This is a genomic window from Microlunatus elymi (assembly GCF_007362775.1).
Classification (GTDB): domain Bacteria; phylum Actinomycetota; class Actinomycetes; order Propionibacteriales; family Propionibacteriaceae; genus Microlunatus; species Microlunatus elymi.
In genome coordinates, this window is sequence record NZ_CP041692.1 from 839,658 (window position 1) to 860,773 (window position 21,116).

Sequence of the window (21,116 nt, forward strand, 5' to 3'; positions counted from 1 at the left end):
GCGGGGTAGTAGTGCCCTTGGGGCTGCGGTCGGTGCGATGAGCGGGGACGAGTTGATCTTCGATCGCATCCAGCAGTTCCGGGCAACGACCCCGGCGCTGCATCAGCCGCTCGCCGCGTACGCGTTGTGGGGCGGGCTGGCGTTGCTGGCTTGCCTGTTGATCATCGGCTGGTGGTTCATCGCCCGCCGTGCCGACCGCCCGTACCGGGCGGTGGCGATCGCCGTGCTGACCGGTGTCGGCAGCGTCGTCGCGCTGTTGGCCAATCAGCACCTGTTGTCACCGCTGATCGCCCGTCCGCGGCCGTGCCAGGTGATCGCAGGCGTACATCCCTTGCTGGCTTGCAATTCCGACTTCTCGATGCCGAGTGATCATGCGGTGATCGCCGGCGCCCTGGCAGCCGGGATGATCTTGCTGAATCGCCGGCTGGGGGTGTTGGCAGCGGTGCTGGCGCTGCTGCTCGCCTTCAGCCGGGTGTACGTCGGAGTGCATTATCCGTCCGATGTGCTCGCCGGACTGATCTTCGGCGCCGCCGTGACGGTGATGTTGATCTTGGTCCTGCGCGTACCGGTCGAACGGCTGGCGCGGGCTCTTCCCGCCCGGCTGGGAATCCTCGTGGCCGCCGGACCGATGCGTCGATCGGGGGACCGTTCGGCCTCAGCGATCGTCGAATCACCCGAGAGGGCGACGGATGGCTGACGGAGCCTGGGCAACCGACGACGTGTGGCCCGATGACGAACCGAGGCCGGTCGGCTGTCCGGAACACGGCCGCGGCTATCTCCGCCCCGCCCGTGGGACCTGGGAATGCGGCGAGGACGCGATTCTGATCAGCGGCCACGCGACCTACCGGTGCGCGGCCTGCGGTCGGGTTTTTGATCATGACATCTCCGGCCCCGACGTGCAGTGGATCATCCAGCACGGGGCCTGATCGCGCCGGGCCTGATCACTCCGCGTAGCGGGCCAAGATCATCGTCGCCACCGCGGCGAGCACGAAGCCGACGGCCGCCACCGGCGCCATCCCGGGCTGCACCCGATCGCCGAAGACGATCAGGCCGACGATCGACGGCAGCACCAACTCCACCGTGAACGAGATCGCCGTGATCGCGGTGACCGGTCCGCGCTGCAGCGCCAGGGCGAAGAACGCCATCGCGACCACACCGCCGACGATCAGCGACCACAGCAGCGGCTGCGCCAACAACGGCCAGCCGAACCGCAACCCGCCGATCCCGCGCGCGGCCACCCCGACAACGGCGAAACCGAGCCCGGCGGCAACCGCCAGCAGGATCCAGGAGGACCGGCCGGCCGCACCCTCGCCCTTGCCCAGCTGTTCGGACTGTCGTAACCCGATCAGGCCGACCAAGATCGGCACGATGCAGCTGATCAACACCAGCCAACCGAAGATCATCGTTGTCCGGGGCGCGGCTCCGGTACCGGCAGTGATGATCAACAACACCAGCCCGAGGCCGAGCATGGCCAGCGAACACCAGCCACGGACACCGAGCTTGGCGCCGCGCCAGGCGGCGAGCCCTGCCGTCACCCCGATGCTGGCCGTCATGATCGACTCCACCAGGAACAGCGGCAATTGCCGTGCAGCAACGACATTCGCGATGAAGGCGATGCCGTCGGCGGCCAGTCCGAGCAGGTACGGCAGTTGCCGCACGATCGCCGCCACCGCGCCGGCGCCGGCGACTCTGGGCGCCTGCCGGGCGCCGATCGACTGCAGGACCGAACCCACCCCGTACCCGAAACAGCAGACGAAGGCAGCGATCCAACTCGCGATCAGCACGCTGACAGTCTGCCCGGCTCGGCGGCCGAGACTGCCGAGTCAACCTGTGAACCGCGGCCGAACCATGACATGATCGGGGCCAAACTCCCCAGTGCAAAGGATCTTGACTCATGGCTGGTCGTCTGGTTGTCGGTGTGGACGGTTCGACGGGCAGCGCCCGCGCCCTGGAGTACGCGGCGGCCGAGGCAGCCCGCGGCGGGCTCGTACTGGAGATCGTGAACGCGCTCGATCTGCCGACCGATGTCGACTTCTACGGCGTAAGGCTGGCGGCGCCCGACATCGAGGCCATGCAGTCCTACGCCGAGAACCTGCTCAACTCGGCCAGGGCCAAAGTGTCCGAGCTGCATCCCGAGGTGACCTGCGAGACCCGGTACGAGATCGGCAACACCAGCAACGTCCTGATCGACGCGTCGCACGGCGCGACCGCGATGGTGCTGGGCACCCGCGGGATGGGCGCGGCAGGCCGTACCTTCCTCGGCTCGGTCAGCACCCGGCTGGCCTCCGACGCCAAGTGTCCGCTGTTCGTGATCAACGAGGATCACGACCTGCCCACCTCGGGACCGGTCGTGGTCGGTGTGGACGACTCCGAATTCAGCATCGCCGCGCTGCGGTTCGCGATGGAGGAGGCGGAACGACGCGGGGTGGAACTGCGCGTGGTCACGGCCTACCGGACCCCGGCGCTGGCCATCCCGGTCGATTCGGACGTGATCAACAACCTGCACAGCTCCGAGCAGGACGGCGCCGAGAAGCTGATCGCCAAGGTCGTCGCGGCCGCCCGCCAGGCCGATCCGATCAACGTCCGGATCGAGGAGGTTGCCGTCGAGGCAGCCCCCGCCGAAGCCATCCTCAGCCAGTCCGCCGACGCGCAGTTGATCGTCGTCGGTTCGCACGGCAAGGGCTGGGCCAAGCGCCTCTTCGTCGGCTCGGTCAGCCGCCACGTCCTGCACAGCGCCGAGCGCCCGGTCGCCGTCGTCAACCACCACGAGTCCTGACCGGCCCGGCCCCGGCCGCGGTCCCGCCCCATCATCCGCTTCCCGCGCACCCTCGGTGCTCCCGCGCAGGTTCCAGCTTCCGCGGGAGAGCCGGAGATGCGCGGGAACGTGTGGGAGGGGCTTGACAATACAGCTGGCCACAGGGACTAATATTTGACCATGCGGTCAGATCAGCGTACGGAGCGGACGTTCACCGAGCGGGCGCGGCGGGCCCAGATCCTCGATGCGGCGGTCGACGTGCTGGCCGAGCGGGGCTACAACGGGGCGTCGCTGTCGGCCATCGCCGAGCGGATCGGCGTCAGCAAGGGCGTGATCTCCTACCACTTCGCCGGCAAGGACGAGTTGCTGCGCGAGGTGGTCAGCTCGGTGCTCGCCGACTCACGCGACTACATGGGCCCACGGGTGGAGTCGGCCACCTCGTACGCGGCGGCACTGCACGCTTATGTGCAGTCCAACCTCGAGTTCCTGGACCAGAATCGGCACCGGATCGTCGCGTTGATCGAAGTGGTCAACGGCACGCCGCCGGACCGACCGGCCCCGTACGGACCGGGTCATCGGAACGCGGTCAGATCGTTGACCGGGATGCTGGAGCGCGGCCAGCAGTCGGGTGAGTTCGGCAAATTCGATCCCCACTTCGTCGCGGTTGCGCTGCGCGCCGCGATCGACGCCTGTTCGGAGCTGCTGCGAGACGATCCCGAAGCGGACGTGAAGGCTTATGGGGCACAGGTGCTGGAGATCTTCGAGCGGGGCGTACGGCCGTGAACGCAGTCGACTCGTCACTGCCACCCGTACCCGAGACGCCCGGCAAGGCCGCAGCCATAAGCGCCGCGGTCGACGCGTTGCGGATCGACGAACTTCGCAAGACGTTCGGTGACACGGTGGCGGTTGATGACGTCGACCTGTCCGTTCCGCAGGGTGCATTCTTCGGGTTGGTCGGACCCAACGGGGCCGGGAAGACGACGCTGCTGTCGATGGCGGTCGGTCTGCTGACGCCGGATCGCGGCAACGCCTGGGTGTCCGGTGCAGCCATCTGGCCGGTCGCCGGATCCGAGCAGGCCAAGGCCGCCCTGGGCGTCCTGCCGTCCGGCCTGGCCATGCCGCCTCGGCTGACCGGCGCGGAGTTGCTGCACTACCTGGGATTGCTTCGGGGGATGCGTGCCGCCGTGGTCAAGGCGCGGACCGATGAGTTGTTGGATGTGCTGGATCTACGAGCTGCCGAACGGACCCTGATCGGCGACTACTCGACCGGCATGCAGAAGAAGATCGGGTTGGCGGCTGCGCTGCTGCACGGGCCCCGGGTGCTGGTGGCCGACGAGCCGTTCGAGGCCGTCGACCCGGTGTCGGCTGCGGTGGTGCGCGCGATTCTGGACGGGTTTCTCGCTGCCGGTGGCACGGTGATCATGAGCAGCCACGTGATGGCGCTGGTCGAGCAGTTGTGTGATCACGTCGCCGTTCTCGATCACGGACGGGTGCTGCGGGCCGGGACGTTGGACCAGGTCCGCGCCGAACTCACCTTGCAGGAAGCGTTCGCTGCCCTGGTGGGCGCGAAACCGCCGTCCCGGGGGCTGTCATGGTACGAGTCCTGATCGACCTGCAACGGACCATTGCGCGTCGGCAACTCGTCGGCTCGCATCCGGCGATGATGATCACGACGGTGGTGTTCGCCGCGCTGGCTGCCGTCGGGACGCTGCTGCTCGGGCTGGCCGAGAACGGCGGCCCGGCGGGCTGGGCCGATGTCGTGGCACTCAGTTCACTGCTCTGGGTCGGCGGCCGCATCGCCCAGTCCGCGATGGCCGGCGAGCCGGTTCTGCGACCGGAACTGTTCGCGGTGCTGCCGCTGCCGCGCCGGAAGCTGGCAGCCTCGTTGATGTTGATCGGGCTGCTCGACCCTGCCAACGCCTTTCTGTTGGTGGCTTTGGGTTCGGTCGTCGTCAAGGGTGCGTCGTACGGGCCGGCCGCGGCCGTGATCGCGGCTGTCGCCCTGGTGCTGACCGTTGTGTTGACCAGCGTGTGTGCGACGTTGGCCGCCGGACTGTTGGGGCCCGGTTCGGCCCGCGGTCGCGACCTCGGCACGCTCGTGGTCGCGGTGGCGATCAGCCTGTTGGCGATGACCGGCACCCTGTTGCCGTCGCTGCTGATCGCGTTGCGGCAGCAATCGGTCGGTTGGTTATCGCAGTTGCTGCGGGTGCTGCCGACGGGGTGGGGACCGTCGGCCGTGGTCGCGGCCGGTAACGGGAGCGTGGCCGGAGCCGTCGTTTTGTTGGTCGGCCTGTTGACGTTGATCGCCATTGCAGGTCTCGCCGGGCCCGTCGTGCTGGGTCGTCGAATGTCGGGACGACGGCCGCGGCACGGCCGCCGCGGCCGGGCACGGTCACGGCGGTTGCTCAGCTCGAACGCGACCGCGGCGGTGATCGCGAAGGAGCTGAGGTTATGGGTTCGTGATCCCATGCGGCTGACCTGCCTGGTGATCGCGCTGATTGTCGGCACCGGCGCCTGCGTGGTGCCGCAGCTGACCGCCGGCACCGATCTGCTGCTGCCTTATGGGGGAAGCCTGGCGGCGGTGATTGCTGCGGCCTGCGCCTGCAATCTGTACGGCAACGACGGCGCGGCCATCTGGTTGACGGTGACGGCTCCGGGTTCGGTCACGGCCGACGTGGTCGGACGTCAGCTGAGCTGGCTGATCGTGGTGGCACCGTACGCGATTGCCTCGACGGTCGTGCTGACCGCGCTCAGTGGTCAGCCGGCGAACTGGCCGTGGGCGCTCGGGCTTCTTGCCGCAGTGCTCGGCGGCGGGGTCGGACTGGCACCGCTGAGCTCGGTGATCTCGCCGCAGCCGCTCGACGCCGCCGGCGGACCGACACCCGCCTTCTCGCTGAAGGTTCACGTCGCGCTGATCGTCGCTGCGCTCACCGCGGCACCGACCCTGCTCGTCCTGCTGGCCGGTGGCGGCTGGCGGGCCGTCCCCGTCGGCGTCCTCACCGGACTCGTGTTCGCCATCGGCTGCGGTCGGCTTGCGATCGGCCGACTGAACACCCATCAGGTCGACATCCTGCAAGCTGTCATTCGCACCACCTGACCCGCCCCGTACGCGCTCCCGCGCACCCACGGCCCTCCGGCGTAGATTCGAACTTGCGCGGCTGCGCCGTGGGTGCGCGGGAACGCCTGATGCGGAACCGGGCAGGTTCGCAACCGGGCGGCGCGGCGGGCGCGGGCGCAGCGTTGGAGGTGGGCGGGCGGTCGTGGGACGATGCCGGCGTGCTGGCAGATGATGATCTTGAACGGCTGCGGTCGCGATTCATCGAGGTGGACTACACCGTCGACGCGATCATGAAGTTGGTCGGCGACTCCGCGCAAGCCGCGCTCGGGCGCAACAACACCACGCCGGCTCGCCGCCGGCTCGCTGATGATCATGGTCCGGTGGCGACCCTGGCCAAGCTGTGGCCCTTGCAGGCAAGGGTTTCGTCCGATGATCTTGACCGAGCACTACCCGGGATGCGGCAGTCACTGCTCGATACCGGGATGATCCGGATCGATCATGATCAGGTCCGCGCGCTGATCGATCTTCGCCCGTACGGCAGCGATGACGGTGCGGCCGGCTGGATCTTCTCCGATCTCACACCCGGTTTGGACGGGCCGATGACACCGGTCGCAGAGGACTTCGTGCTCGGTGTCTCGCCGGCGTCGATGACCCTGGCCGAACTGACCTTCCGCCGGCCGGTCGGGTCCGCGCTCGACCTGGGCACCGGCTGTGGAGTGCAGAGCCTGCATCTGGCCCGGCACGCGGACAACGTCGTGGCTACCGACGTCAACCGGCGCGCGCTGGCGATGGCCCGTGCGACCATGCGGCTCAACGGCGTCGACGTCGACCTCCGCGAGGGCAGCCTGTACGAACCGGTCGCCGACGAGGCGTTCGACCTGATCGTCACCAATCCGCCGTACGTGATGTCGCCGCCGGCCACCGACGGCCGGCTGACCTACCGCGAGGCCGGTCTGGTCGGCGACGAGTTGGTCCGCCGTGTCGTCGTCGACGGCGCGGCGCGGCTCAACCCGGGCGGCAGCCTGCAGGTGCTCGGCAACTGGGCCCAGCTGACCGGCCGGCCGTGGCAGGAACGGCTGCAGGGCTGGGTCGAGCCGACCGGCTGCGATGCGCACATCCTGCGCCGCGAGGAACTCGACCCGTACGAGTACATCGAGATCTGGCTGGCCGACGCCGGGCTGGTCGGATCGCCGGACTACCGCAGCCGGTACGAGGCCTGGTGCGACTACTTCGACCGCCTCGGGATCGAGTCGGTCGGGATGGGTTGGCTGACTCTCACCCGGGCCGAACGGGAACGTCCGGCGATCACCATCGAGGACTGGCCCTATCCGGTTGAGCAGCCGATCGGGCCGGCCTGGGCGGAGCGCCGCGACGCGGTCGAGCTGGCCCGGCGGCTGAGCGATGCCGAGCTGCTGAACCGGCGCTGGCAACTCGCCCCCGACGTCGAGCAGGAGACGGTCGGCAGGCCGGGTGTGGCCGATCCGGAAGCTATTGTGTTGCGGCAACAGCGCGGATTCCGTCGCGCCGTACGGGCCGGGACCGTGCTGGCCGGCGTGGCCGGCGCCTGCGACGGTGACCTGCGACTGGACCAGATCGTCGGCGGGGTGGCGACCATTCTCGACCTGGACGCACAGATCGTGGCGGGCGAGGTGTTGACCGAGGTCCGGCAGCTGGTCGTCGACGGTCTTCTCAGGGAAAGCTCAATTCAAGACGTAGAGTGACCCTCTGTGTCGCCCGGCAGGCGCACCGAAGCGGCTCTCCGAGCGCTTCGCGTATATATGGACAACATCGATCGGGCTCCCCCGGGGCGTACTCTCGGGCGCCGGCTCAGGTTTTGCAAAAGAGAGGACGCAGTGGCAACGAACACCGGACACCGCTTGGTGATTGTCGAGTCACCGACCAAGGTGAAGACGATCGCCGGCTATCTCGGCGACGGCTTCGTGGTCGAGTCCTCTCGCGGCCACGTCCGTGATCTGCCCACCGGTGCCTCCCAGGTGCCGGCCAAGTACAAGGGCGAGAAGTGGGCCCGCACCGGCATCAACGTGGAGAACGGCTTCCAGCCGATCTACGTGGTCTCGCCGGACAAGAGGGCCACCATCAAGCAGCTGAAGCAGGCGTTGGACGGTGCCGACGAGTTGCTGCTGGCCACCGACGACGACCGCGAAGGCGAGGCCATCGCCTGGCACTTGTTGGAGGAACTGAAGCCCAAGGTGCCGGTCCGCCGGATGGTCTTCCACGAGATCACCCAGGGCGCGATTCATGACGCGTTGGCCAATCCGCGGGACCTGGACATTGACAAGGTCGACGCCCAGGAGACCCGCCGGATCCTGGACCGGTTGTACGGCTATGAGGTGTCGCCGGTGCTCTGGCGCAAGGTGATGCCGCGGCTGTCCGCCGGCCGGGTGCAGTCGGTCGCCACCCGGCTGGTGGTCGACCGGGAACGCGAACGCATCGCCTTCCGCAGCGCCGGCTACTGGGACCTGGACGCCATTCTTGACGCGAGCGAGAGCTCGACCCTTGACGCGAGCGAGAGCTCGGGCGGTCAGGCCGATCCGCCCCAGTTCCCGGCTCGGCTGACCCACGTCGGCCAGGCACGGGTGGCTCAGGGCCGCGACTTCGACGATCGCGGAAACCTGAAGACCGGCTCCGACACCCTGGTGCACCTGGACCAGACCGCTGCCGAGTCGCTGGCGGTCAAGCTCCGCGAGGCCGCCTTCTCGGTGGTCAGCGTCGAGTCCCGGCCCTACACCCGCAAGCCGTATGCACCGTTCCGCACCACCACGCTGCAGCAGGAGGCCGGCCGCAAGCTCGGCTTCACCGCACAGCGGACGATGTCGGTCGCCCAGGATCTGTACGAGGGCGGCTTCATCACCTACATGCGAACCGACTCGATCACGTTGTCCAGCTCGGCCGTGCATGCCGCCCGGGATCAGGTGTCGCGGTTGTTCGGCGACGCCTACCTGCCCGAGGCGCCGAGAACCTATGCCAGCAAGGTGAAAGGCGCCCAGGAGGCACACGAGGCGATCCGTCCGTCCGGTGAGTCCTTCCGCACCCCGGCACAGACCGGTCTGACCGGGGACCAGTTCCGGCTCTACGACCTGATCTGGAAGCGCACCATCGCCTCCCAGATGCGTGATGCACAAGGCAACACGGTAACGGTCAAGATCAACGCCGCACCGGCCGATGGCGATCACTGCACGTTCGTCGCCTCCGGCCGGACGATCACCTTCCACGGATTCCTCAAGGCCTACGTGGAATCCCGCGACGACGCCAGCGAGACTGATGATCAACAGACCCGGCTGCCGAATCTGACCGAGGGGCAGACGCTTCGGCCCGAGGAGGTCACCGCCTCCGGTCACGAGACGAAGCCGCCGGCCCGTTACACCGAACCGTCGCTGGTGGCCAAGCTGGAAGAGCTGAACATCGGCCGGCCGTCCACCTACGCGACCATCATCCGTACCATCACCAGCCGTGACTACGTGTTCAAGAAGGGGTCCGCGCTGGTCCCGACCTGGTTGGCGTTCGCGGTCACTTCGCTGCTGGAGAAGCATTTCCCGCGGCTGGTCGACTACCAGTTCACCGCCGGCATGGAGGCCGAACTGGACAAGATCGCCGATGGCGATCTTGCTCGGCTGGAGGTGCTGAAGGAGTTCTACTTCGGCAAGGGTGATCAAGAAGGTCTGCACAAGCTGGTCAACGAGCTGGGCGACATCGACGCCCGAGCACTGTCGACCTTCCAGATCGGTGATCTTGATTCCGGTGTGGTCGCCCGGGTCGGTCGCTACGGCACCTACGTCGAGGACGGCGACGGCAACCGAGCCTCGGTCGCCGATGATCTTCCGCCGGACGAGCTGACAGTTGATCTTGCCAAGGAGCTGCTCAGCAAGCCGATGGGCGAAGAACATGATCTTGGTGTCGACCCGGCCAGCGGCCATCAGGTGGTGGCCAAGAACGGCCGCTTCGGCCCGTACGTGACCGAGGTGCTGGATGAGAACGCGCCCAAGGGCGCGAAGCCTCGTACCGGTTCATTGTTCAAGTCGATGAGCATCGACACGGTCACTCTTGATCAAGCCCTGCAGCTGATGAATCTGCCTCGGGTGGTCGGCGTCGCCACCGATGGCGTGGAGATCACCGCGCAGAACGGTCGCTACGGGCCGTACCTGAAGAAGGGTACGGATTCCCGCTCGCTGACCAGTGAGGAACAGATCTTCGACATCACCCTGGACGAGGCGGAGAAGATCTACGCCCAGCCCAAGCAGCGCGGTCGGGCAGCCGCCAAACCACCGCTGAAGGAACTCGGCGACGACCCGGCCACCGGCAAGCCGATGGTGATCAAGGACGGCCGCTTCGGCCCCTACGTCACCGACGGTGAATACAACGCCACCCTGCGCCGGGACGATTCGATTGAGTCGATGTCGGCCGAACGGGCTGCCGAGTTGCTGGCGGAGAAGCGGGCCAAGGGCCCGGCGCCGAAGAAGCGGACGGCCAAGAAGTCCGCTGCCAAGAAGGCCCCGGCGAAGAAGACGGCTGCGAAGAAGACGACCGCCAAGAAGGTGACCGCGAAGAAGACGGCGGTCAAGAAGTCCTCCTGACCGATGAGCAAGATCGATCAGCGTACGCCGCTGCTCTTCGACCTGCCGTTCACCGCCGAGGTGGCCCGGCTCGACCAGCCCGAGGTCGGGCTGGCCAAGGTGATCTCGCTGGTCGGCCGGGACGCCTCGTACGCGGCCGAGGTGACGCTGCTGGATGTCGCCGATCATCGACTGATCCGCTCCGGCGTCGAGTTGGCGCACCGGGTGATCGAGGGCCGCGGCGACTGGTACCTGCGGGCTCCGCAGTGGCAGCCGTTGCTGCCGGCCGAGCGGCTCGAACCGTTCGCCCGGGGTGATCTGCCGGACGACCTGGCCGACCTGGTGCTGCCGTTTCGCCGCCGGGGTGCGCTCGGGCCGGTGGCCGCGATCAGCTATGAACGGCACAGCTTCGAATTCCGCGCGGCCGACGGAGCTGCGCTGGCACGCCTGCAGGACAGCCGGATCACCATCCGCCGTGGCGGGGTGACGACGGCGCGCTACCGCGAGGTCCGGGTCGAGCCGTTGGATCCCGGGCTGACCGGCCAGCAGCGGGACTGGCTGATCGCGGCGCTGAGCGACGCGGGCGGCACCCTGGTCGACGATTTTCCCGAGTTGGCGACCCGGTTGGGCACACCGGCCACCGGGCTCACCGACTATCCCGAACCGCGCCCGATCGAGCCCGACTCCAGCTTCGAGAGCTTCGTCGAATCGGTACTGGCGGCGAGGTTGCGGGAGCTGATGCTGGCCGACCTCGCCATCCGTACCGACAGTGTGCCGGCCACCCGGCTCGGCGAGGTCGTCGACCGGTTGCGCGGCGAGCTGAACGGACTGGCAGCCACCCTCGACCCGGAATGGCTGGCCGAGTTGGACGAGGAATTGCGCTGGCTGCTGGCCGAGTTGACCGAGGCCGAACGGGAACCGGCTCGGCTGCGTTCGTTGCTGCGGCGGGAGCGTTACCTGCGGCTGTTGGATCTGCTGGTCACCGCCGTGCGTGGTCCGAAGGTGGACGAGAACGCCGCGGAGTTGAAGGCGGGCGACATCGTCATCGGACTGCTCGACCACAGTTGCAAGAAGCTGCTGAAGATCGCCGGTGCGCTGGGTCCGGGTGCCGGCGGTCGGGCCTGGATGACCGCAGCGGTCGCGGCCGAGGAGACCGCCAGGATCGACCGGTTGGCGGCGTTGGTGGCCGGCAAGAAGGAACGCCGGGTCGCCCGTCGGCTGCGGCCGGCGATCAAGCTGCTGCTGGCCTCGCAGACCGACGCCGAGCTGGCCGCCGCGGCGCAGCGACAGGCTCGCTTCGCCACCGCGGCCGAGGCGTTCGAGTTGGGCCGGGACTATCAACGGCTGCGGCAACGTCAGCACGAGGCCGAACGCGACTTCCTCCGGCTGTGGCCCCGGATCGTGGCGAAGGTGCATCGGTGAGCGCGGCCGGCCGCGGCTTGTTCGTGGTCTTCGAGGGCGGGGACGGCAGCGGCAAGAGCACCCAGACCGCGTTGCTGTGCGATTGGTTGGCGGCCACCGGCCGGAGCTACCTGAAGACGTTCGAACCCGGCGACTCGACGGCCGGGCAGTTGATCCGCAGGATCGTGTTGGATCCGAGCACCGGGGAACTTGCCGCCAAGGCCGAAGCCCTGTTGTACGCCGCAGACAAGGCCCACCACCTCGATGCGGTGGTCCGGCCGGCGCTGGCCCGCGGCGAGGTCGTGGTCTGCGATCGCTACGTGGATTCGATGCTGGCCTATCAGGGCGGCGGTCGTGATCTTGATCCCGGCGAGCTGGAGACGTTGGCTCGGTGGGCCACCGATGATCTTCGTCCCGACCTGACAGTGTTGTTGGACGGCGATCCGGCCGAGTTGGTCGCGGCGATGGTGAAGAAGGACCGGATCGAAGCTGCCGGCGTCGACTTCCACCGGGCGGCCCGGGCACGCTTCCTCGCCCTGGCTGCATCCGATCCGGATCACTATCTGGTGTTGCCGGCGCGCGAGGACCGGGAATCGATCGCCGCCGCCGTACGGGATCGGGTTGCCGCGCTGCTGCAGTAGCTCACGTCAGCTGGTCCGGCGGGACCGGCCGAGGTCGGCGGCCAAGATCAACAACCCGACACCGAGCAGCAGACCGTGGATGATTCGTGCCTCGATCGGGGCGAAGAACTGCGGCAGGTAGCCGATCAGGCACAACCCGGCCAGCGCCAGACCCGCCCTGCTCAGCACCGAGCCGGAGCCGCGTACCAGCAAGATCATCCGCAACCCGCAGGCGGCGAGGGCGAGCAGACCGGCGGCGAAGACCGTCATCGCGACCGGGTTGTAGCGGAAGGTGTCCGCGGTCGCGATCATCGCTGCATCGTGATGATCAAGAGCGACCTGACCGAGCGCATGCAGACCGAACGCCTCCGCGCCGTAGTACGGCAGGACCAGCACAGCGCCGGCCCAGGCGAACCGGCTCGCCCAGCGGTCGATACTGCTCAGACCCCAAGCCAGGAAGACGAAGCCGAGCATCCCCAGGCAGTGCGCGAGCAGCCATTCACCCCTGGCGTAGAGCGCGGCACCGGTCCATCCGATCTCTGAGCCCGAACCGCGCAGGATCGGGTAGGCACCGAATGCGATGGCAGCGACGGCGAGGGGGAGAGCCCGGAACCTCGAACCCGCGGCATCGGTCGACGTGGTCGGATCCGGGCGATCCGTGGTCGGACGGACGGCTGGTGTGGTGATCATGATTCCTCCTGAGAGCAGTGCTCACTTCTTGCTCATCAGCATGACGCCCTTCATCGCGTCGCGCAAGAGCACTGCTCACATTTGCGAGAATTGGTCGCATGCCGCATGATGGGCCAATGCCAGGTCCGACACCACGACAGCTTGCTCGCGAGGAAACGCTGCGCCGGATCAAGCTGCTGGCCCTGCAGCAGTTGGCCGAGTCCGGCGCCGGTGAACTCTCGCTGCGCGCGATCGCCCGGGAGCTCAACATCGTCTCCAGCGCGATCTACCGCTACTTCGGCAGTCGAGACGAGTTGATCACCGCGCTGATCACCGACGCCTACAACGACCTCGCCGAGGTGTTGGAGGCCGCGGTGGTGGGGTCGCGACGATCGGCGCAGCGGCGCTGGCGGGACCTTTGCGCGGCTCTGCGGGATTGGGCGCGGGGCGAACCGCATCGCTTCGGTCTGATCTACGGCACCAGCATCCCCGGCTATCGGGCGCCACAGACCACGGTCGAACCGGCGGCGCGGGTGTTTCGGGCGTTCTGCAGATCCGTCGCGCCGGCGGTCGGCGACCAGTCCGAAGTGCACGGCCGCCAGCTCCGCGTCCAGCTGGCCGATCTGGCCGAGTTCGCGGAGTTGGACATCGACGAACCGGCCATGCTGGCCCTGTCCGCCGCCTTCGGTCAGCTGATCGGGATCGTCAGCCTCGAGCTCGGCGGACACTTCGTCGGCGTCTTCGAACCCGCCGACGACCTGTTCGCCGCGATCGTCGACCGCGAGGCCGACCACCTCGGCCTCAACTCCTGACCTGCCGATAGCGCACCGGCCACGCACCCGGACCACCCAAAGTCCGCGACAACGCGCTTCTGGTGGGTGCCGGGGTCGGTCGGATCGCTCGAAGTCGCGACAACGCGGCTTCTGGTGGGTGTCGGGGTCGGTTGGACCGCTCGAAGTCGCGACAACACGACTTCGGGTGGGTGTCGGGGTCGGTTGGATCGCTCGAAGTCGCGACAACACGACTTCGGGTGGGCGGGGCGTGGTCCGCTGTCGGTCGTACCGGGCAGAATCGGGGCATGACGTCGGGGATTCAGCTCAGCGGGCCGACCAGCAGCTCCGCCCTGACCGGTGTCTGGTCCGACCTGGTCGGTCAGGCCGGGCCGGTGGCGACCCTGCAGCGTGCGGTCGCAGGCGGTTCCCACGCGATGAGCCACGCCTGGCTGATCACCGGCCCGCCCGGCTCCGGCCGTTCCAACGCGGCCCGCGCGTTCGCGGCGGCGCTGCAATGCCCCGATGGCGGCTGCGGCCACTGCCAGCAGTGTCGTACGGCGCTGTCCGGCGCGCATCCGGACGTCACGTTGGTGCGCACCGAGCAGCTGTCGATCGGCGTCGACGAGGTACGAGAACTGGTTCGCCGGGCCGCGATGAGCCCGACCCTGGGACGACGCCAGGTGCTGGTGATCGAGGACGCCGACCGGGTCACCGAGCGCGGCGCCGACGCGCTGCTGAAGAGCATCGAGGAACCGGCCGCCAAGACGGTCTGGATCCTGTGCGCGCCGACCTCCGACGACGTGGTGGTGACGATCCGATCCCGCTGCCGGACCCTGCAACTGCACACGCCGACCGTGGCTGCGGTGGCCGGGCTGCTGCAGCAGCGCGACGGCATCGAACCGACGCTCGCCGACTACGCGGCGCGCGCCTCCCAGGGCCACATCGGCCGGGCCCGGGCGCTGGCCCGCAACCCCGAGGCGCGGGCACGCCGAGAGCAGGTGCTGAGCATTTCGGACCGGCTGAACGGACTCGGCGGCTGCCTGGAAGCAGCAGCCGACCTGGTCAAGGCCTGCTCCGACGAGGCCGAGCAGCTGACCGGACAGCTCGACGCTCGGGAGCGGGCCGAGCTGGAGGAGGCACTCGGCTTCGGTACCAAGGGCGCCAAGCCGCGACAGACGGCGGCCGCGATGAAGGATCTGGCCGACCAGCAGAAGGCGCGGGCCAAACGGCTGCAGCGCGACGCCATCGATCGGGCGCTGACCGAGCTGACCGCGTTCTATCGCGACGTGCTGAGCGTGCAGACCGGCAGTGGTGCCGAGCTGGTCAACCCCGAGTTGGCCGCCCGCATCGGCGACCATGCACGCCGTACCGCGCCGGAGTCGACGCTGCGCCGGATCGACGCCCTGCTCGGCTGCCGCGAGGCGCTGGAGAACAACGTCGCTCCGCTGCTCGCCGTCGAAGCGACCCTGATCGGTCTGGAGGAGGGCTGATCGGCCTGGTGGAGGGCTGATTGATCCGGTGGAGGGCTGATCGAGCCGGTGTGCGGGCGCCTCCGGTGATGGTGGTCGAGCCGGCGGACGACTCCTCGGCGAGTCTGAGCGGCGGACCAGCCGCGACGTGGCGTCCGGAAAGCGTTGGCCGTGACCTGGCCGTAACTTTTTGCTCAGGACGTACCCGTGGTGTTTCTTGAGCTTTCAACCGAATCCACGCGAAGGGCTTGGTTCTTCTTGAGGAAACCCTCGCGGAGGCCTGCGTGTCCTCGCGCGCACGTACCGTGCGCGAGCGTTTCACTGAGCCGGACTGACTTGCGTGAGCCCGGACCTGTTCTTACGGTGATGTCTGCTTCGTAGCCAAACCGTTATCAACGACGATGACGCAGAGGGTGCGGGGTGACCGGTCATGTCAGACACGTGGCCGGCACGTGCTCAGAGCGCCGGTCCTCGCCGACAGCTGAGCCGTCCGGAAGAAGAACCCGTCCAATCGGGGGGTTGCCGGATGCCGGGAAAGTCCCGGGCGGAAAGGCGAGGGTGGGTTTGACCCGGGGGTCCAGCGTGCGGCCGATGAGCCGCCGCCGAGGGTTTGATTCACGAAGTGTGGCGTTGACGCCGGGATGGTGGGTTCACCATGCCGACGCGGACGCGACGGGCGCCTGACAGCCCGTACGTCGGCCACAACTTCTAGGTGCACGTCAGGAAAGGTACGAAGGACTTGTCCAACTCCAAGATCACCAAGCGGGTTCTCGGCGCTAGCGCGGCCGTTGCAGTGGCTGCCGGAATCGGCATGGCGACCTCGACCCCGGCGCACGCAGACGTCTGGGACAAGGTTGCGCAGTGTGAAAGCGGCGGCAACTGGGGCATCGACACCGGCAACGGTTTCCACGGCGGCCTGCAGTTCACCCAGTCGACCTGGAACGCCAACGGCGGTTCGGGTAGCGCGGCCAACGCGTCGAAGAGCGAGCAGAAGCGCGTCGCTCAGAACGTGCTGAAGTCGCAGGGCCCGGGCGCATGGCCGGTCTGTGGCGCCAAGGCGGGCCTGTCCCGTTCGAACGGCTCCACCGGCAGCTACAGCTCCTCCAGCAACAGCTCGAGCAACTACAGCTCCAGCAAGAAGAGCTACAAGAGCAACTACAGCTCGAACACCACCTCGCGGAGCAGCTACCGTCCCAGCTACTCCACCAACAACAGCCAGTCGGGCACCACCTCGACCAGCACCTACACCCCCCGGCACAGCACCGGCACCTACTCCCAGCAGTCGTCGAGCTACCAGCTCCCGAAGCACGCCTACAAGGGCACCGGCGAGTACGTAACCATCAAGTCCGGTGACTCGCTGGCCAAGATCGCCGACCAGCACAACGTCAAGGGCGGCTGGATGGCTCTGTGGAGCATCAACCACAGCAAGATCTCCAACCCGAACCTGATCCTGGCGGGCGACAAGATCGAGCTCTGATCCCACCTCGGACCCGATCCCGAATCAAGATCACGCAGAGGGCGCACCCACACGGGTGCGCCCTCTTCGCGCTCCCAGGCGTGCGCCGCCCTCACCCACAGTGCGGGAGTCGCGAGCCGTCGTCAGCTCGGATCTTCCGCGTTGTGATGGCGCCGGCTTCTTGGCGAGTGGGCCCGGTTGGGGTTCCCCCGATTGCGGAGGTTCTGGGCCGTCGTCGGCTCGGGTCGTCCGCGTTGGCATCGGGCCGCTGTTGGCGCGGGTTCTACGCGCTGGCGGGCGCGGAGGGTGCTGGCCGACTTGCGTCCGGCGTCCTCGATCGGTCCCGCGCGAGCCTGGTGCAGGAGTTGTGGGGGCCGTTGTCTGCTCGGATCTTCCGCGTTGGCATCACGCCGCCGCGCCCCGAGGTTGCTGGGAGCTGGGCGTGGGTGCTGGCCGACTTGGCGGCCGGCGTCCTCGATCGGTCCGCGCGAGCCTGGTGCGGGAGTTGTGGGCCGTCGTCGGCTCGGGTCTTCCGCGTTGTGATGGTGTCGGCTTCTTGGCGAGTGGCCCCGGTCTGGGTTCGCCCGATTGCGGAGGTTCTGGGCCGTTTGTCGGCTCCGATCTTCCGCTTTCGCATCACGGTCGCAGCGCCCCAGTGCTGGCGGGCGGTGGCCGTGGAGTGCTGGCCGATTGGAGCCCGGCGTCCTCGCGCGGCCTAAAGAGGGCTACCTGTGGATAACCCTCCGGGTGGGCGGGGTCGGATGCTTCAAGGTTCGTGGATGTACTCACGCATTGACCCGTCGCCCGAACTGCGACGGCTGGCCGAACTCCAGGCGGGAGTCGTGACTCGGGAGCAGGCCGTCGGACTCGGGTTCGGCGTTCGCGGCCAGCGACGCATGGTCGACCAAGGACATTGGCAGCGGCTGTCGCCAGGCATTCTGCTCACCCATGGGCTGTCGGCCGATTGGCTCGCTCTCGCCTGGGCGGGGGTGCTTCGCGGGGGCGACACGGCTCGGTTGAGCGGGCTCTCCGCGGCGTACCTGCATCGATTGATCGACGAGCCGCCGGACCGCTTCGTGATCTTGATACCGGGTGAGCAGCGACGGCAGTCGGAGCCGCCCTGGACGTTCCGCAGGGAACGACCTGGCGTTCGTCGGGCGCGCTCGGTCGGTGGCCCGCCGCGTACAACGATCGAGGACACCGTGCTCGATCTGTCCGACGGAGGCTTTCCCGAGGCCGGTCGCTCCGCTCTGGCCTGGGTGACCGATGCCGTGCAGCGCAGGCTCACGACCGTCGAGCGATTGAGCCGGGCACTGCGACAGCGGCAGCGACTGGCCGGTCGGTCGGTGCTGGCCGCGATCCTCTCCGATGTGGAGGAGGGCGCCCACTCGGTGCTTGAGCATCGCTACCTGGTACGGGTCGAACGTGCCCACGGACTTCCCCGGGGTGCGCGCCAGGTGCACGCCGAGGGCGGTCGGCGGCAACGCCTATCGTGATGTCCGCTATCGCGAGTATCGGCTGCTGGTCGAGCTGGACGGCGAGGTCGGCCACACGGGGATGGATCGATTCCGCGACTTCCGACGGGACAACGCGGCCCTGCTCGAAGGCGAAATCACCCTCCGCTACGGGCGACAGGACGTCTTCGACGAACCGTGTGCGGTTGCCCGTCAGGTTGCGGAGATGTTGGTCCGCGGAGGGTGGGGCGGCGACTTTTGGTGCTGTCCCTCGTGTCGAGCCCGCTAGCCACCAGCGCGAGGACGCCTGAGCGCGGAATCCGCGGGCCGACCACGGTCCGGCTCTTCCACGTCGCCGCGGTCCAGGGCCGTAGGGTGTCGCTATGTCCCGTGTGATGGCCGTCTCCTTCGAACGGTACGGGCGGCTCTACTACCTCGATGCCGGAGAGGCCGACTACCAGATCGGCGATCGGGTGCTGGTGCCGACCGAAGGCGGGCCCGAGGTGGCCGAGTGCGTGTGGGCGCCGGAGTGGCTGACCGAGGACTTCGGTGAGTTGCCGCGCTGTGCCGGCAAGGCGGACGACGCCGCGCTGGATCGCGATACCGCCAACAAGCGCCGCCGGGCCGAGGCCAAGCTGGTGGCCAAGAAGTTGATCAAGAAGCACGAGCTGCCGATGAAGGTGGTCGGCATCGACTACCTCGATCGCGGGACCGACTTCGACGAGTTGGTGGTGATCTATTTCACTGCGCCGCATCGGGTCGACTTTCGTACGCTGGTCAGCGACCTGGCCCGCAGTCTGCGAGCCCGCATCGACCTGCGTCAGGTCGGAGCCCGCGACGCCGCTCGGCTCACCGGAGGCATCGGCAGCTGCGGCCGGGATCTCTGCTGCGCAACGTTCCTGAAGGACTTCGAACCGGTCAGCCTGCGGCTGGCCAAGGCGCAGGACCTGCCGGCCAATCCGTTGCGGATCTCGGGCGCGTGCGGCCGGCTGATGTGCTGCCTGAAGTACGAGCATCCGCTGTACGCCGGCTTCGCTCGGACCGCGCCCAAGGTCGGATCGAAGGTGTCCACCGACGACGGCGACGGCGTCGTGGTCGCGCACCAGGTGCCGTCGGACTCGGTGGTGGTGCGGATGCGCGATTCGGGTGCGATCACCAGCTGCGCGGTCGCCTCGATCTGCGGCTCCCGGGCGGCGTACAAACAACGCGAGCCCGAATCCGACACCGAGGCCGAGGACCGGCGCTCGGATCGGTCCGGCGGCCAGTAGCCTCGGGGCGTGCACCCACGACGATCCGCGGCGGTGGCGCTGCTGATCGCATTGCTGCTCACCGCGGCCTGCACGGCGCGGCAGGCCCCGCCGAAGCATCAGACCGGCGCGGCCTCGACCGGCGCCTCCCCGTCCAGCACGGCCGTCGGGATCCCGTCAGTGACCGCCACCAAACGTCCGCTGGAGCCGATCCCGGACGTCCGGCCGAAGGGCATGCAGGATCCGCCGCCCGGCAACGGCATCAGCAGATACACCGACCAGAAGGTGGTCTGGCGGGATTGCGCCACGAAGAAGACGCCGACCAAGCAGTGTGCGACGCTGCTGGTGCCGCTGGATTACCGGCACCCGAACGGGCCCGCGATCACACTCGCCATCGCGCACCGGCCGGCTACCACGAAGAACTCGCTCGGGGCCCTGTTCATCAACCCGGGCGGTCCGGGCGGTTCCGGCGTCGACTACGTCGACAGCTTCGAGTCGCACGGGCTGGAGAAGTCGTACGACATCGTCGGCTGGGACCCGCGCGGGGTGGGGAAGTCGACGCCGGTGGAGTGCTTCGACTCCGCGCAGATGGAGACGTACACCGCCTTCGACTACTCGCCGGACGATCCGGCCGAGGTCAAGGCGTTGACCGCGCTGAACACCGAATTCGGTCGTGCCTGCCTGGCCAAATCCGGTGACCTGCTGGAGCACATCTCCACCGCCGACACCGTGCAGGACCTGAATCTGCTGCGGCAGCTGCTGGGACAGCGGAAGCTGACCTACTTCGGCTCGTCCTACGGCACCTCGATCGGCGCGATGTACGCGACCCGCTATCCCGACAAGGTGGGCCGGATGGTGCTGGACGGGGCGACCAACATCGGCGGCGGCAGTGAGGTGAGTCAGACGTACGGATTCAACCGCACGCTGGGCAACTTCGCCGAATGGTGCGCGCAGAAGGATTGCCGACTCGGCAACACCAGGGCGCGGGTGCTGGACTCGATCACGGGGCTGCTGCAGCGGTTGGACCAACACCCCATCCCCGGGGGCAGACGAGACCTGACCCAGGCGCTGGCGACCAGCGGTCTGATCTACGCGCTGTATTTCCCCGCGTCCAGTTGGCCGGTGCTGCTGACGGGGTTGGAACAGGCGATCTTCAACAACGACGGCACCGCTCTGCTGACCTGGGCCGATCAGTACAACCAGCGCAATGCGGCCGGGAATTTCGGTCAGTTCAACGCGGCCTTCCCGGCGATTCGCTGTCTCGACATCACCGATGACGGCGTCAAGGGTGCGCTGCGCGAGTGGCACCAGGTGGAGAAGAAGGCGCCGACGATCGGGCCGTTCATGGGGCCGGATCTGGGCTGCCCGACCTGGCCGGTCAAGTCCACCGATGATCTTGCGGCCAAGATCAAATACAGCGGACGGCCGCCGGTGTTGATCTTGGGCACCACCGGCGATCCGGCCACCCCGTACGAGTATGCCGAGCACATGCATCACGAGCTGACGTCGAGCCGGTTGATCACCCTGAAGGGCAACGGTCACCTGGCCTTCGACCAGAGCAGCTGCGTACAACGCACAGTGCTGGCCTACCTGGTCGACGGCACGATCCCCGCCGACGACAGCATCTGCACCGACAGTTGATC

At 68.1% G+C, this 21,116-nt stretch carries 18 protein-coding genes; 16 read left to right on the plus strand and 2 right to left on the minus strand.

Annotated features, from left to right (window positions below):
* Positions 1-37 precede the first annotated feature (37 nt).
* On the plus strand, positions 38-697 hold the full coding sequence (locus FOE78_RS03670) for a phosphatase PAP2 family protein (protein ID WP_143985114.1): 660 nt from the start codon (positions 38-40) through the stop codon (positions 695-697).
* Entirely contained in the window at positions 690-926 is a 237-nt protein-coding gene (locus FOE78_RS03675) for a hypothetical protein (RefSeq protein WP_143985115.1), read from the plus strand. Before FOE78_RS03670 ends, FOE78_RS03675 begins: the two co-directional genes overlap by 8 nt.
* Positions 927-941: 15 nt before the next feature.
* Here the strand turns inward: FOE78_RS03675 and FOE78_RS03680 are convergent, their stop codons facing one another.
* The gene (locus tag FOE78_RS03680; protein ID WP_143985116.1) at positions 942-1,784 is read right to left on the minus strand and encodes a hypothetical protein; all 843 of its coding nucleotides are present in this window, start codon (positions 1,782-1,784) and stop codon (positions 942-944) included.
* A gap of 110 nt (positions 1,785-1,894) precedes the next feature.
* On the opposite strand from FOE78_RS03680, the gene FOE78_RS03685 reads away from it, so the two are divergent.
* From FOE78_RS03685 to tmk, 8 genes are all read left to right on the plus strand, one after another.
* Entirely contained in the window at positions 1,895-2,776 is an 882-nt protein-coding gene (locus FOE78_RS03685; RefSeq protein ID WP_143985117.1) for a universal stress protein, read from the plus strand.
* Between the two features lie 159 nt (positions 2,777-2,935).
* Entirely contained in the window at positions 2,936-3,538 is a 603-nt protein-coding gene (locus FOE78_RS03690; protein WP_143985118.1) for a TetR/AcrR family transcriptional regulator, read from the plus strand.
* A complete protein-coding gene (locus FOE78_RS03695) occupies positions 3,535-4,362 on the plus strand; it encodes an ABC transporter ATP-binding protein (RefSeq protein ID WP_228266030.1) in 828 nt (275 codons plus the stop codon). The genes FOE78_RS03690 and FOE78_RS03695 overlap by 4 nt, the downstream gene beginning before the upstream one ends.
* The gene (locus FOE78_RS03700) at positions 4,347-5,852 is read left to right on the plus strand and encodes a hypothetical protein (RefSeq protein WP_143985119.1); all 1,506 of its coding nucleotides are present in this window, start codon (positions 4,347-4,349) and stop codon (positions 5,850-5,852) included. Before FOE78_RS03695 ends, FOE78_RS03700 begins: the two co-directional genes overlap by 16 nt.
* Positions 5,853-6,031: 179 nt before the next feature.
* Positions 6,032-7,534: a DUF7059 domain-containing protein gene (locus FOE78_RS03705; protein WP_407662609.1), complete on the plus strand. Its 1,503-nt coding sequence runs from the start codon at positions 6,032-6,034 to the stop codon at positions 7,532-7,534.
* Between the two features lie 132 nt (positions 7,535-7,666).
* Positions 7,667-10,405 carry a type I DNA topoisomerase gene (gene topA, locus FOE78_RS03710; RefSeq protein ID WP_228266031.1) on the plus strand — a complete coding sequence of 913 codons (2,739 nt, stop codon included), beginning with the start codon at positions 7,667-7,669 and terminating at the stop codon, positions 10,403-10,405.
* A gap of 3 nt (positions 10,406-10,408) precedes the next feature.
* The gene (locus FOE78_RS23995) at positions 10,409-11,806 is read left to right on the plus strand and encodes a CYTH domain-containing protein (RefSeq protein WP_143985122.1); all 1,398 of its coding nucleotides are present in this window, start codon (positions 10,409-10,411) and stop codon (positions 11,804-11,806) included.
* The gene (gene tmk / locus FOE78_RS24000) at positions 11,803-12,426 is read left to right on the plus strand and encodes a dTMP kinase (RefSeq protein ID WP_143985123.1); all 624 of its coding nucleotides are present in this window, start codon (positions 11,803-11,805) and stop codon (positions 12,424-12,426) included. The genes FOE78_RS23995 and tmk overlap by 4 nt, the downstream gene beginning before the upstream one ends.
* Before the next feature lie 6 nt (positions 12,427-12,432).
* Here tmk and FOE78_RS03725 read toward each other — a convergent pair whose 3' ends face one another.
* Positions 12,433-13,095 (minus strand): hypothetical protein, encoded by a 663-nt coding sequence (locus FOE78_RS03725; RefSeq protein ID WP_143985124.1) that lies wholly within the window; start codon positions 13,093-13,095, stop codon positions 12,433-12,435.
* A 116-nt stretch (positions 13,096-13,211) separates the two neighbouring features.
* Here FOE78_RS03725 and FOE78_RS03730 point away from each other — a divergent pair, with 116 nt between their 5' ends.
* The 6 genes from FOE78_RS03730 to FOE78_RS03755 all read left to right on the plus strand — a co-directional run bounded on the left by FOE78_RS03730 (position 13,212) and on the right by FOE78_RS03755 (position 21,114).
* Positions 13,212-13,886 (plus strand): TetR/AcrR family transcriptional regulator, encoded by a 675-nt coding sequence (locus FOE78_RS03730; RefSeq protein WP_143985125.1) that lies wholly within the window; start codon positions 13,212-13,214, stop codon positions 13,884-13,886.
* 266 nt (positions 13,887-14,152) lie between these two features.
* Positions 14,153-15,337: a DNA polymerase III subunit delta' gene (locus tag FOE78_RS03735; RefSeq protein WP_143985126.1), complete on the plus strand. Its 1,185-nt coding sequence runs from the start codon at positions 14,153-14,155 to the stop codon at positions 15,335-15,337.
* 718 nt (positions 15,338-16,055) lie between these two features.
* Positions 16,056-16,793, plus strand: coding sequence for a transglycosylase family protein (locus tag FOE78_RS24520; protein WP_210414786.1), 738 nt, complete (start codon positions 16,056-16,058; stop codon positions 16,791-16,793).
* Between the two features lie 758 nt (positions 16,794-17,551).
* The gene (locus tag FOE78_RS03745; protein ID WP_143985127.1) at positions 17,552-18,268 is read left to right on the plus strand and encodes a type IV toxin-antitoxin system AbiEi family antitoxin domain-containing protein; all 717 of its coding nucleotides are present in this window, start codon (positions 17,552-17,554) and stop codon (positions 18,266-18,268) included.
* 341 nt (positions 18,269-18,609) lie between these two features.
* Complete coding sequence (locus tag FOE78_RS03750; RefSeq protein ID WP_143985128.1) at positions 18,610-19,494, plus strand: PSP1 domain-containing protein; 885 nt, start codon at positions 18,610-18,612, stop codon at positions 19,492-19,494.
* A 9-nt stretch (positions 19,495-19,503) separates the two neighbouring features.
* The gene (locus FOE78_RS03755) at positions 19,504-21,114 is read left to right on the plus strand and encodes an alpha/beta hydrolase (RefSeq protein WP_143985129.1); all 1,611 of its coding nucleotides are present in this window, start codon (positions 19,504-19,506) and stop codon (positions 21,112-21,114) included.
* The last annotated feature ends 2 nt before the right edge of the window (positions 21,115-21,116 follow it).

What these genes read in the sequence shown, in the direction of transcription:
- FOE78_RS03730 (WP_143985125.1), top strand. Translation starts at nt 13,212, where the DNA reads ATGCCAGGTCCGACACCACGACAGCTTGCTCGCGAGGAAACGCTGCGC.
- FOE78_RS03725 (WP_143985124.1), bottom strand. Translation starts at nt 13,095, where the DNA reads ATGATCACCACACCAGCCGTCCGTCCGACCACGGATCGCCCGGATCCG.
- FOE78_RS23995 (WP_143985122.1), top strand. Translation starts at nt 10,409, where the DNA reads ATGAGCAAGATCGATCAGCGTACGCCGCTGCTCTTCGACCTGCCGTTC.
- FOE78_RS03735 (WP_143985126.1), top strand. Translation starts at nt 14,153, where the DNA reads ATGACGTCGGGGATTCAGCTCAGCGGGCCGACCAGCAGCTCCGCCCTG.
- FOE78_RS03675 (WP_143985115.1), top strand. Translation starts at nt 690, where the DNA reads ATGGCTGACGGAGCCTGGGCAACCGACGACGTGTGGCCCGATGACGAA.
- FOE78_RS03670 (WP_143985114.1), top strand. Translation starts at nt 38, where the DNA reads ATGAGCGGGGACGAGTTGATCTTCGATCGCATCCAGCAGTTCCGGGCA.
- FOE78_RS03690 (WP_143985118.1), top strand. Translation starts at nt 2,936, where the DNA reads ATGCGGTCAGATCAGCGTACGGAGCGGACGTTCACCGAGCGGGCGCGG.
- FOE78_RS03700 (WP_143985119.1), top strand. Translation starts at nt 4,347, where the DNA reads ATGGTACGAGTCCTGATCGACCTGCAACGGACCATTGCGCGTCGGCAA.
- FOE78_RS03685 (WP_143985117.1), top strand. Translation starts at nt 1,895, where the DNA reads ATGGCTGGTCGTCTGGTTGTCGGTGTGGACGGTTCGACGGGCAGCGCC.
- FOE78_RS03750 (WP_143985128.1), top strand. Translation starts at nt 18,610, where the DNA reads ATGTCCCGTGTGATGGCCGTCTCCTTCGAACGGTACGGGCGGCTCTAC.
- FOE78_RS03745 (WP_143985127.1), top strand. Translation starts at nt 17,552, where the DNA reads ATGTACTCACGCATTGACCCGTCGCCCGAACTGCGACGGCTGGCCGAA.